This window comes from Ruegeria sp. YTSC199 (genome assembly GCF_059609725.1).
The window spans coordinates 23,357-36,159 of the sequence record NZ_JBXWMF010000009.1 but is presented as its reverse complement, the minus strand read 5'-3'; the positions used below and the strand labels follow the sequence as shown (position 1 = coordinate 36,159).

Genomic DNA, 12,803 nt, shown 5'->3' with positions numbered 1-12,803 from the left:
ATACAAACAACGTTGGGGTGCGCTTTCATAGACAAGTGCGCGAGTTTACAATCTATGTTGAAGGTCTGCTTTCGCGTTCTCCAGAATGCCGACCTCACCAGCGCAGAGAATGAATGCTTTCTGCCCTCTCCCGACCCATCACTTTGCGCATGCAGCAGATTTTTCGCGTATGCGGCTAATGCCTGCTGTGTGGTCGTCCGACCAGTTCATGCGCGTACAGTTAAAAGCAGGAAAATCCGCAGAGCGGATGACCAACCATTTGTCCTGTTGAATAGCGGCATCAGATAATTGAAGAAGAGTTCCCTATCAGTCGTCAGCGGTTGTGTTGTGTAGGTGTCCATCCTATGTGCACATCATCAGAAATGGAGATTTCATGTCCTGGTAAAGAAGGGAGGCAGCCCGCCTCCCGGTGCACATACAACGTCTGAAGCACTTCCGTCACCTTTTAGCTGGCGGGCATTGGTGATGTGCACACTCGTTTCTTACCATCAGCGCCCAAGCTTTGCTTGTGGCAGAGACATGAAAGCAGACACCCCATGACACGGGATTATTCGAATTTCCTTCCGCGACGCGCACGCGACGCCGGATCAAACGCCAATCTCAGCCCTCTTCAGGCACTGGGATGGCAACCTTTCTTCGCCCAGCAAATCAGTGTGGACGATTTGACCGCGACACCTCCCATTCGCGTCGTCGAAGTGCATCGCAATGGGCTGCACGTCCTCGGTGACAACATTGACACGACACTACCTCCCAGGCCGGATGTGACCGTCGGGGACTGGTTGATGCTGGATCCTTCGCACCCGCGATCCAGTCGGGCTCTCGAGCGCACAAGCCTCATCAAGCGACGCGCCCCCGGCACAGGCCGGCAGGAACAACTGATCGCAGCGAACATTGATACGGCTTTTATCGTCACGTCCTGCAATCAGGACTTCAAAGTGGCCCGGCTCGAACGCTATGCGGCCCTGGCGTTCGAGGCGAGGATCACGCCCGTCATCGTCCTCACAAAGACCGACCTCGCGACGGATCCGCAAAGCTACATCGACGCGGCCCGCTCGGTGTCGGAAATGATCGACGTGGTCGCACTTGACGCCCGTGGAAACGCGCCTCGGACAGATCTGACTTCGTGGTGCAAGCCCGGTAAGACGGTGGCGTTTCTTGGCTCATCCGGCGTTGGGAAATCGACGCTGACCAATGCGTTGCTAGAGAGCCAATCCATAGAGACCCAGACCGTTCGCGAGGACGACGCGAAGGGTCGGCATACGACGACGAGGCGTGAACTTCATGCGATGCCCAATGGCTGTCTGATTCTGGATTCCCCTGGCATGCGGGAGTTGCAGCTGACCGATGCAGCGGAGGGCATCAATGACCTCTTTGCCGATATCCAGGAATTGGCCGCTCTCTGTCGATTCAACAACTGTCAGCACGAGACCGAGCCGGGATGCGCTGTTCTGAAGGCCATTGAAGAAGGTGTGCTTGACACCAATCGTTTCGGTAGATGGCGCAAGCTCATTGCCGAAGACGCCCATAATTCTGCCAGTCTTGCTGAACGCAGGTCACGTGACAAAGCGTTCGGGAAGATGGTTCGCAACGTCAAGAAGCTTAACGATGTAAGGAAGTGAGAAGATGATCCAGTCATAAAGTTAGTCAAATCGTATAGCACGACCTTTTCACATCGAATAGTCAACGTTCGATGGCGTTCTAAGGACGTGTCGCAATCCGGGCGCAACAGGTCGAGCGAGCTACGGATATTGTCTGGGGCGGCGGCGAGAAGGATTTCGTCCTTGCCCTGCCCGATGACGCAGTCTGTGCCGGATTGACCGAGACACCGCCGGACCAGGAAGTTGGCTGGATCGCATACATCGAAGTCCCCGAAGTGGATGCGGCGGTGAACCGCATCGACCGGCTCGGAGGCAAAGCCGTTCAGAAGCCATTCGAAGTGCCGGGCATCGGTCGCAATGCACTCGTCCGCTCTCCTCAAGGCGAGACATGGATTTCGTCGCTCACCTCGATTGGATTGGGGGCGAACGCTTACGGGACCCATTCCATGCGCCGGACGAAGGTGACGCAGATTTACAAGAAAACCGGCAACCTCAGAGCAGTACAGCTTATACTTGGACACACCTAGATGGACCGCACGGTTAGTTGTCTACGCGTTGAACTCGAAGACGCGATGGCAATCGCGGAAGCCATTGAAATCTAATCTTAGAGGGTCGTCTTCGTAGGCACCCCAAAAGAGACATTCGTCATCCCAATCGTCGCTGTACTGCGGCTCCTAAAAGCAGATTTTCACGAGCGCTCATAAAGCTTGCAAAAATATGTCATTGGTGTGCCAGAAGCGAACTCATGATAAAATCTTCCACGCAACCAATTATCCCGGTCATGGGCGTATCTGACAGTACGCTGCGATAAGCGCTGCCTTCCAGGACTTCTATCACCAATTGAGAAGCCTGAAGTGGATCCGGAACGCTACGCAATTCACCATCCATTATCCCTCGCCTCACAACTGCTTCGAGTGCGTCGGTCAGCATTGCACGGTTCTCCACAAAAAGCTGCGCGATATCCGGCTGGCGAATGGCTTCACTCGAAATCTCCAACGTGAGGATTACATTCTCAGGTGCAGCCAGATATTTGGCGTAAGCACCGATAAAGTTCTTCAATACCGTCGGTCCGGATGATCCCGAGCGAAGAATGACAAGAAACTGCTCGAGGTCACGTCGCTCCAGCATTGCGATTTCAACAAGCACATCGTGTTTTCCACGAAAGTGGTTGTAGAGATTTCCAAGGCTGACGCCCGCCCGGGCCGCGATGTCGCGTACGCCGGTCTGGTGATATCCTTGCTCGAGAAAACACATGACTGCGGCTTCCAAGATCTGATTGCGCCGCTTAGCTGTTGCCTTCTTTCGTACCGAGCCTGCCTTCGCAGTATCTGACATTTTTTCATTCTCTATATTGAACGAACGATCGTTCATAGTATATGACATCTTATCCAACCCGGCAAGGACAATGGAATCGATTGTGCTGAGAAAGGCTGTTTCATGACTGAAAAATCCGCGGCACTGCCACAGGACGCAAAACGCCGGTGGCTATGGATCGGACTTGCCTTGGTGCTGCTGGTCGCGATTGTGATCCTGTTGTTCGACACCGAAGACACAATTGACGTTCAGGCTACAACAACTATGCCACCACCTGTTGTTTCTGTGGTTACTGTGGTCCCCAAGACGGTACAGGCGCAGATTTCCGCCTTCGCCGAGGTTCGCCCCCGCTGGGATGCCGAACTGAAATCGGCTGTATCCGGGCGGATCATTTCCGTTCATGACGCCGCGTTGTCTGGGGCAAAGGTGGAACGTGGCAGCCCTTTGTTTTCGATTGAGAAAGCTCCCTACGACAGCGCCGTCGCCGCAGCAGAGATGGAGCTTGAACAAGCTAAACTTGGGCTCCTGCGCGCGCAGAACAATGTCACCATTGCGAAACGCCAGTTCGATCGGGATGGGGTGGAGCCGCCAACAGACCTGGCGCTGAATTTGCCGCAACTTCGCGTTGCAGAAAAGACCGTTGCGGCGGCCGAGGCGCGCTTGGACGCGGCGCGAACCGAGCTGGCGGAATCTGATGTGGTCGCCCCATTCTCGGGCTTTGTCACGCGTCGCTTTGCCAGCCTTGGTCAAACGGTTGCTCCGGGCGATGCTCTCGTGCACCTTTCGGACGACAGGCAATTCGAACTTGTTGCCGAGTTCAGCCAGACGGATTGGGCGCTTCTGGATCATCCGGTATCCGGGGCGAAGGCAGAGCTGATACATCGCTCTGGGGCGTTACTGGGAGAGGCTCAAGTCCGTCGCGGAGGTGGGTTTCTGGATCAGAACACGCGGCAGGTGCGGGTGTTTCTGGACGTCACCTCTCCCGATGAACGGATACTGGCGGGCGACTTCCTAAAAGTTCGACTTCCAGGACGTACGATTTCAGACACGCTGACGCTGCCGGAAAGTACACTGACCCGCGCCGGGCATATCTGGCTGGTCGGGGACGATGAAGATCTGCAAAGGCTCAACCCGGACCTATTGTTCCGAAACGGCGCCACAATCACTATCTCTGCGCCGGAAGGGCCAGGCCCTTGGCGCGTGGCTAAAACTCCGCTGGCTTCGTTTTTACCGGGTCAACGCGTGACGCCGCTATTGGATGAGGGCTGAGTCATGCACACCCTGACATCCTGGTTCATCCGCAACCCGGTCGCCGCCAATCTGATGATGGCTCTGATCCTTTTTCTAGGGGTGCAGACGCTGCTGAATATACGCATCGAGGGCTTCCCACGCATCCCGCCGGAAAGCGTCACCATTGCCATAGAATTTCCGGATGCAACGGCCGAACAAGTGGATGAGTTGGTCACGCAGAAGGTTGAGCAAGCCCTTGAGGGACTCGAAGGTGTGCGCAACATTACATCACAGTCCGAAAACGGTCTCAGCCTAATCACGGTCCGTCGCGCAGGCGGAGAGAAACTTCAGGCTGTCCTGGACCGGGTGCGCATTCGTATCGACGGGTTGACCGACCTGCCTGAAACAGCACGCCGACCCGTGATCGAAGCATCAGGCTTCGATTTCCCGGCACTCTATCTGAATCTGTACGGCGCAACCGATCCAGCCACTCTGCAAACCCTGGCACAGCGCCTCAAGGAAGAGCTGCTGGCCCAGCCGGATTTGTCCCGTTTGCAAATCTGGGGGCTGATACCGCGTGAGTTACGCATCGAAATCGACCCCGCGCGACTACGACACTATGGTCTGACCGTCGCGGATGTTACCCGTACGATAGAACAGAACTCGCTGACATTTCAGGCCGGTCGGTTGCGCACAGAAGGCGGGACTATCTTCCTGCGAGCCGATGATCGGGCAAGGTACGGACCGGAATACGCGGCCCTGCCCATTATTGAACGCGGCGACGGATCGTTTGTACCCCTGGGCGATATTGCCACTACAGAAGATGGGTTTCAGGATGGCGAATACCTGTTTCGACTGAACGGCGAGCCGACCGTGGGCATGGAGGTTCTGGTCGGACAGAAAGAGAACCTGCTTGAGATCAGCGAAGTTGTACGCAAGACGGTGGAAGAGTTCAGCCGACAACTACCGGCGCAAGTTAAGGTTGAGGTCTGGGGGGATAGCGCTGGTTACATCTCGGACCGACTGGCGCTGTTGCGCTCGAACGGAGTGCAAGGCCTGATCCTTGTAACCCTTATGCTGTCGGTCTTCCTGAACGTGCGGCTGGCCTTCTGGGTTGCGATGGGCATTCCGGTTTCGGTCATGGGGGCGATTGCAGTCTCAGGCTCGAAATGGGTGGATTATTCGCTGAACGATGTGACCACCTTCGGTCTGATCATCGCGTTGGGCATCCTGGTCGACGATGCCGTGGTCGTTGGTGAGAGCGTCTTTGAGGAACGCCGAAACGGTAAAAATCCGATCAAAGACACCGAGCGTGGCGTGCACCGCGTGGCCATCGCCACTGTGTTTGGGGTGCTAACCACCATCGCGGCTTTCTTTCCGATGCTGCTGATCGACAACCCGCTGGGCAAAGTGCTGGCCGGGTTTTCGGGTATCGTGATCCTGACGCTGATCTTCTCACTCATCGAAAGTAAATTCATCCTTCCAGCGCATTTGGCGCAGGTTTCGATGGGGCGAGAGCGCAGATATCTGCTGACCCGCCTCTGGGGCCGTGTGCAGGACGTAGCTCAAGGTGGGTTGTACTGGGTCCGGGACCATGTCTACCAACCCATGCTCGTAGCCGCAGTACGCCATCGCTACGCCGTGCTGATCCTGTTCATCGCCGCCGCAATGCTTGGGCTTGGCCTTATGTATAAAGGCAAGGTGCGGACAGTGTTCTTCCCCGAAGTCCCCGGTCAGATCATTACCGTGAATCTTGAAATGGACGCTCGTGCGCCTTTTGCGCTGACCCGCTCGAACATAGACCGGATTGAAAGCGAACTGAACGATCTGAACGCTGAGCTTGCTGAAGACGCCGGTATGACCACGCCGCCCGTTCAAACTGTGTTCACCATCATCAATAGTGCAGGCAATGCTCAGATCTATGCTGAGATGATACCGGTGGCCGATCGTCCAGAGGTTCCAATCCGGAAGGTGGTACGGGACTGGCGCGAACGGGTTGGCGAAGTCGAAGGGGCGACGGAGCTTGAGTTCACCGGGTCCGAAGCGCTCGCCGGAGGGTTTCGCATTCGGCTGGCTTCAAAAGACGAGGATTTGCTGCGGCAGGCCAGCGCTGAAATGAAGACCTTTTTGTCCCAAATCGAAGGCGTTGAAAATGTCCGCGACGGTCTGGCCGGTGGCCAGCCCGAATTGAGACTGCGTGTACGCCCGGATGCACGGCATCTTGGATTCAACGCAGAGACCCTTGCCAAACAAATTGGCTATGGGTTCGGCGGTGCCGAGGTGGCAAAGGTCAGGCGTGATGGCTCGGAAATTCGCGTGCTCGTGCAGAATGCGCAGGAAAACCGCGACACGCTTGCCGACCTGATGCAGACCCGATTGCGTAGCGCTTCCGGGGCATGGGTGCCGCTGGAAACGGTTGCTGAAATCGAGGGGACTTATGCCTCCGGTATTGTCAATCGTCGCGATGGAAAACGCATGAATATTGTGGCCGCTTCGATCGACCGCAAGCTCGTCGCGCCAGAAGAAGTTGGGCAAGCGGTATTCGAACAACTGGTTCCCAAACTTTGGGAAAAATACCCGAGTGTGACTGTCCTGCCGGCTGGCGAGTTGGAGGAGATGTCAGACATCAGCGATGGACTGAGACAGGCGCTGCTGTTGGCGGCGGTATTGATCTATGTGCTGATGGCCGTGCCGTTGAAAAGCTACTGGCAACCTTTCGTTATTCTGGCCATCGTGCCCTTTGGCTTCATTGCAGCCGCCGTCGGTCACCTGATCATGGGTGTATCGATTTCGCTGTTCTCGTTTTTTGGCATGCTGGCTTTGACCGGTGTGATCGTGAACGACAGCCTCGTCATGATCACGCGCTACAATCAGGCCCGCGACGAGGGTCAGCCCGTGAACCTGGCCTTGAACAGCGCAGGTGTCGGGCGCTTCAAAGCGATCTTCCTGACCACTGCAACGACGGTGATCGGCTTGCTACCCTTGCTGACCGAAACGTCCGAGCAGGCGCAATACCTGATCCCGGCAGCAATCTCTTTGGCCTATGGCGAGCTGTTTGGTACCGCGCTGATGTTGGTACTTGTACCGGTGCTGATCGCAATTGCCGAAGACATCATCGCGATCTTCAAACCGACCTTCCCAAAACCAGATACAGAAAGGACAATGGCATGAATCGTAAACTGATGGGCGCTGCAGTCGCCATGGTGACATTGGCTTCACCTGCTGTTGCGGACGGACTGAATGTAAACGTGGACGGCATCCGCAATGCCAAAGGGAACATCGTGATCCTCGTTTTTGACGACGCGCGCGCCTTTGACAGTTTGGACGCCTGGAGTGCCATCGACTTTGCCCAAGTCCCATCGCGGAAAGGCAGTATCAGCCATGAGTTCACCGAATTGAACGCGGGCCCATATGCGGTGTTGTCGTTTCATGACGAAAACAAGGATGAAGACCTGAACATGACCGCCACGCAGCTTTTGGAAGGCGTTGGTTCAACAGGTGCACCAAACCCGCAGGATGAGCCTGACTTCAAGGCTGCATCTGTCTGGCCGGGCGATGTCCGTGTTCGGATCCACTATGATCAGTAGCGCACCATGCTAACGGAACGCAAACTTACAATCCGCACGCTTCTGAACGTGTTTCGTTGGCGTGTCGGTTTTACTTGGGGCCTGATCCTGTCCGAGACGGCACTGACCGTTTTGATCCCGCTTTACCTGGGATTTGCTATCGATGGGTTGCTTGAAGGGAACATTAAGCCTTTTGTACATCTTGGTGCGCTGATGGCTTTCCTGACTGTAATCGGTGTAGCCCGGCGGATTTATGATACGCGGGTTTACGGGACGATCCGCGTCGAATTGGGTAACGCGCTTGCGGCGCGGTTTTCCAACGTACCAGTATCAACGCTGAACGCCCGGATTGGGATGGGACGAGAGTTGGCCGACTTTCTGGAGGACGTTCTGCCAAATGCGATGGCAGGTGTCTTACAGTTCGTTGTTTCAGCAATCCTGCTCTTCTATTTCTCACCGATCCTGGCCTTGTCAGCCTGTGCCGTCCTGTTCGGCATGATCTCGGTTTATGCACTTTTTCACGCAAGTTTCTGGAGGTGGAACCGGGAACTGAATCAGCAGATGGAGCATCAGGTCAGTGTTCTAGAAAAACGAAGGCACCGCCCGGTGCTGGTCCACCTGAAAAGACTGCGGAAGTACGAGGTAAAGCTCTCGGACACCGAGGCCATCCTGTACGGTACGATCTTCATCCTGTTGATCGGGTTAGTGCTATTCAACCTGTGGTTCGCGACGCAAAACCTGGATGCAACACCGGGTGCGATCTTTTCAATTGTCAGCTATACTTGGGAATTCGCAGAAGCAGCACTTACCTTGCCGATTACATTGCAATCGTGGTCGCGGCTTTCCGAAATCACAACCCGATTGCAACCTAATTGAACAAGAGTCTTTAGTGTCAAAACGATCCACTGTTGAAGTCGTACGAGTTGATCTCATAGTCCCCTTTCGACTTTCAAACTGAGGCACTGGTCGCATTGCCCTTTCTGCCTTCCATGTATCCTGCAACCCAAACGCAACGAGAACGACGTGATCGACACATCACATCTTTGGGCTTCAATCCGAGAAGGTGTATTCACCAAGTCAGCATAGGTCCAAGCTGTAGTCTTCCGATCCAATCCGATTTGAAAAGATATAGGACATACTTTGCAGAACGCGGGTCTAAAGCTTCGAGGTTTCTCGGAGACGTATGAACGTCTGCTCTTGTGATACTTTTCCGATTGTTTCCGTCCGCAACAAAGTTCCGCTTCCCGCTCATATTTCCAAAACCACTTTGCCGGGAACCGCAGTAATAGCTGATCGAGTTCATTGTTTTGCTCCGGTTCGGGCTCGGATCTTAGTTCTTGCATCGAAGGCACCCTGCCCCAACGCTTCTGATACAAGCCTTTGATTGAAAACAAGTTCGTTCGGCGTTTTAGAATGGTTGCGATCAGACCGTGAGTTTTTCGGCGTACTGCGACCGAAGAAGCGCCGTAAGGCCGATCCATAGAGGTGATGCTACGAGGATTTGGTTACGCCGGAAACGCTACACTAGAAAAGACGTCAATGGGCGCGGGCGAGCCGATTGGATTTCATCAGAACGTTCGCGAATGCCATTGTGATGTGTCGGAAGTCGCATTTATTCTAGGTTTTTGACCGCTCCGACAGGCTCTTTGCAAGCGTCATTTCCAATCGGATTACCTCATTCCAAGCTATCTGCACGTGATGGTTGTCGCGCAATTTCAAGGCGGTCGAGTTGGACATGTCGGGTAGTCTAGTCTGCGTCGAATAGAGTGAACCACATGCACTGCACGCGAGCGCGACATTGCTGCCGATGAATACGAATGCCGGTTCGGCCTCGCGAACATGGCATGCCATGCAATGGGTGGTAAGCGGCCTTCGGTGAACCGAACAGAATGACCGGATAATCATCCTCCAAGCCAATCGCATGAGTTGATCATGGCAGTCGTGCTGGTCGCGAAGCAGGCAACGCGGACGCCATGCAAACGATAGCTTCTTACGGACTCGGTCCAAGCCCAAGTGCCTCCCCCGCCCTCCCCAGTCAATTGATGCGAACGCCGGGGTTGGCACCCGGTAAGGTTTGCAGTTCCAGTCTGCGTTTCACGGGGTCCAATGCATCCAGATCCTGGGGAAGTCTATTGAGACTCTGATGTCTCTCTGACGGGAACAGCTCCCGAAAGTAGGACAAAGGATCTGTCGTACTCACGGCGGCTGCGCGACCTAAGAATGAAATCAAGCTTTCCATCGCATATTACCGCTCGTCAACTCAACGACTGTCCGCCCTTGCTCCAACATACCATTGGCCTCAGCTGCCTTAATAACACCAAAAGCGGCGCGGTGTTTTGTCGGATAATCCGGGGTTCAAATGACCGATCTTGGTTAGAGTTCTGCTCTGACAATTATAGTGTTTCACCAGTCAACCAAAACTAACCAAAGGTGTGTTTTCGATTGCTCCGAGAACGGGACAAAGTGCACCAGTCATGTTAAGAGCTCCGACTCTGTTGCGAAGCGGGCCTTGATGGACACCGCCGCGTTTTGCGACTTGAGTGCGTGGTGGTCATTTATTGAATTTCGTTTATTTCTGCATCTCAGACCAATCGGCCCGTGGAGTCCAGATTGACGAGTTAGTGAACGAACAGCAGCGCAATCGATCCCACAAGGATCAAGCTCAAAGCCCAAACGATATCCAGATTGAACCAACTTTTTGAGAGAAATCTCAGGCCCAGCCAATGGTAAACACCGAACGCAAGCAGACCGCCTGAGACTGTCATGGACAGGGTGTGGACCAAGGCGACGCCAATCGCGATTTTAGCGTTGCCGGTCATCAGATTGGCAGCCGCCGCATGCCCTGCGTCCGTGGCGATCGTGCGACAGATACCGAGATAGATTGGAACCAACATCAGGCCCGCACCGTGTGCCATTGCCGCTAAGAAAGACCAGAGCGCAAGTCGCGAGGGAGGTACTCGCGCAAGCAGCCGAGGATGGCGGCGGTTGAACAACAGATAGACGCCCAATCCGATCACGAGGCAGGATGCAAAAATCTGAATTTCCCGCTGCCATTCGGCCAGAAAGAGCAGCGCGGTAAAGGGAAATAGTATTGCACCCATCGCAACCAGATGCCCAGCTGCCAGAGCGATCAACGCCTTGAAAAGGCTGTTGCGTCTCTTGTCCATCAACGCCGCAGAGACTGCCAGGGGCCAACCCATGCCCGGATTGACCCCGTGATATATGCCAGAGGCGACAACAGCCCACCAAAGGGCTGTTGCCGTGTCTAATCCGTCCACGCGTCAGACAGACGGGTAGCAGAAGCTATCGGTCGAGCAGTCTCCGCCTTCCAAGCGGATCTGGTGGCTGCGATAGCCCTTTGGAAACTCGACATAGAAGTCTTTGTCCAGTTCCAGACCACCGTTTTCCCCGACATTGGCCATAACCATTTGCCCACCCTCATCATCAGGGTAGAACTGATCATCCCACGTCGAATAAAGCGAGTTGGTCCAATAGACCCGCTTGCCGTCCCGGCTGATCTCAACCATCTGGGGACCGTAAGCAAATCCTTTGCCGTTTGGATGATTCGCCCCGCGCGCAATCCCGCCAAGCTCAACTTTTCCTGTCAGCTTGGGGTTCATCGGGTCGGACACATCATACTGATGCATTTCACCCTGCCCCCAGCACGCGACGTAAAGGTACTTATCGTCCAGGCTCAGATCGATGTCGGTGACCAACGGCGGCACAGCCTCAAATCCCTGCAACAGCGGTGGAAGGTTCTCGGCCTTCTCTGGCCGCGGATCAATCGTGATCGTCTTTTTTGCCTCGAAGGTTCCGTCATCCTTCTGCCACCATGTGAAAATCGCACCCTGCAGGTTTGTGGTATCCACGACGACACCGCAGAAGCCATAGTCTTTTGCTGGATCATGGGCGGGCCGGATTTCCAAGGCCATCTGGTGGTTTTCACCCAGGTCAATAGTTTGGACATTTCGGCGCTCGCGCAAGTTCCAGAAATGAATCTTGTGACCATATTTGTTGGACAGTAAGTCCTCGGCTACAATCCCGTTTTCGAACTGTGGTGGCAGCCCCCATTCCGAACTAACCATGTAGTCACGCGGGAGGTTCCACCAGAAATCGTAGTGTTTGTCCTGCTCGCCTCGATCCATTTCGTAACGACCGAGGATATCAAAGGTTTCGCAATCCATAATAAAGATACCCGGAGGACCATCCGTGCCATCGGGACCGCCGCCACCAAGCGTTGAGACATAAATTCCTTCGGGACCGCAGTGGATTGTGTGCGGACGCGAATAACCCGTTTTTGCGAAAACTTCTTCTGGTTCGATAATCTTGTGAATCTTCGCCTTCAGAGGTTCTTTCACGTCGATCACGTAGATGCGTGAGGACCGGATGCCCGGAACGATGAGATACCTCCTTTCCAAAAATGCGTGCCCAGTCAACGGCGAGAGTGCGGAAGAACACGCGTTCCAGCCAAAATGATGAAACTCATCTCCTTTGTTGGGCATCATGAGCGTATGGACGATCTGGCTGTAGGTCTTCGATTTCGGGTCAACATCTACAACGGCCAAGCCATCAGGCTCGGAACCGTCTGGGCTTAGCATCAAAGTGAAGGCCAGCGTTTCCGCAGGCGCTTCCATAGCAAGTTTCGGAGTTGCGTGAAAAGTTGGGTCAGGTCTCAGGTTCATAACTGGCTCCTCCCAGGCCAAAGGCACCAGAAATAAATCAGAGTTTGTTTGTTGGCGCCCAGAACTGAGACTGCCACATATTCAAGATTCGTAGAAATGGTTCAATTTTTTTATTCTTGCGTGAGCCCTTGGAAGCGGCACATCCAACGACCCCGTTGGGCTCAGCGCAGACCACGGAGCTGACATAGCATGGCCCCTTACCCTGTTTCCAGGATCTAGCCATCGACCCATTTCAGACCTTGACCCGACCTTCAAGATACAGCGGTCGCAACCCCGCTTTTCGGACTCTCACCGCTGGCGCAGCACCTCAACGTCTGCGAGCCAACTGATACTTGTTTTCGAGTCCATGAAGTAACTAACCTACTGCAATGTAATAGAGATTCGCCCACCCTTCTATCCCAGATGACCAAATT

General features: G+C 54.6%; 8 protein-coding genes and 1 pseudogene. 6 read left to right on the top strand and 3 right to left on the bottom strand.

What is annotated here, in order from left to right; genetic code table 11:
- The first annotated feature begins 536 nt into the window (after positions 1–536).
- Together rsgA and AC2FEE_RS10515 are read left to right on the top strand one after the other, a co-directional pair.
- Positions 537–1,619 (top strand): ribosome small subunit-dependent GTPase A, encoded by a 1,083-nt coding sequence (gene rsgA / locus AC2FEE_RS10520; protein WP_496865007.1) that lies wholly within the window; start codon positions 537–539, stop codon positions 1,617–1,619.
- Positions 1,620–1,999: 380 nt separating this feature from the next.
- Positions 2,000–2,200, top strand: a pseudogene (locus AC2FEE_RS10515) (integrase); the annotation flags it as partial.
- A gap of 118 nt (positions 2,201–2,318) precedes the next feature.
- Here the strand turns inward: AC2FEE_RS10515 and AC2FEE_RS10510 are convergent.
- Complete coding sequence (locus AC2FEE_RS10510) at positions 2,319–2,969, bottom strand: TetR/AcrR family transcriptional regulator (RefSeq protein WP_496865005.1); 651 nt, start codon at positions 2,967–2,969, stop codon at positions 2,319–2,321.
- Between the two features lie 66 nt (positions 2,970–3,035).
- Here AC2FEE_RS10510 and AC2FEE_RS10505 point away from each other — a divergent pair, with 66 nt between their 5' ends.
- The 4 genes from AC2FEE_RS10505 to AC2FEE_RS10490 are packed head-to-tail and all read left to right on the top strand — an operon-like array spanning position 3,036 to position 8,584.
- Complete coding sequence (locus tag AC2FEE_RS10505; RefSeq protein WP_496865003.1) at positions 3,036–4,181, top strand: efflux RND transporter periplasmic adaptor subunit; 1,146 nt, start codon at positions 3,036–3,038, stop codon at positions 4,179–4,181.
- A gap of 3 nt (positions 4,182–4,184) precedes the next feature.
- Positions 4,185–7,313, top strand: a complete 3,129-nt coding sequence (locus tag AC2FEE_RS10500) for an efflux RND transporter permease subunit (protein ID WP_496865001.1) — start codon at positions 4,185–4,187, stop codon at positions 7,311–7,313.
- A complete protein-coding gene (locus tag AC2FEE_RS10495) occupies positions 7,310–7,729 on the top strand; it encodes a DUF2141 domain-containing protein (RefSeq protein ID WP_496864999.1) in 420 nt (139 codons plus the stop codon). Before AC2FEE_RS10500 ends, AC2FEE_RS10495 begins: the two co-directional genes overlap by 4 nt.
- 6 nt (positions 7,730–7,735) lie before the next feature.
- Positions 7,736–8,584: an ABC transporter six-transmembrane domain-containing protein gene (locus tag AC2FEE_RS10490; protein WP_496864997.1), complete on the top strand. Its 849-nt coding sequence runs from the start codon at positions 7,736–7,738 to the stop codon at positions 8,582–8,584.
- Between the two features lie 1,742 nt (positions 8,585–10,326).
- On the opposite strand, the gene AC2FEE_RS10485 is transcribed toward AC2FEE_RS10490, so the two are convergent.
- On the bottom strand, positions 10,327–10,986 hold the full coding sequence (locus AC2FEE_RS10485) for a hypothetical protein (protein WP_496864995.1): 660 nt from the start codon (positions 10,984–10,986) through the stop codon (positions 10,327–10,329).
- 3 nt (positions 10,987–10,989) lie between these two features.
- Positions 10,990–12,390 carry a selenium-binding protein SBP56-related protein gene (locus tag AC2FEE_RS10480; RefSeq protein ID WP_496864993.1) on the bottom strand — a complete coding sequence of 467 codons (1,401 nt, stop codon included), beginning with the start codon at positions 12,388–12,390 and terminating at the stop codon, positions 10,990–10,992.
- Positions 12,391–12,803 lie beyond the last annotated feature (413 nt).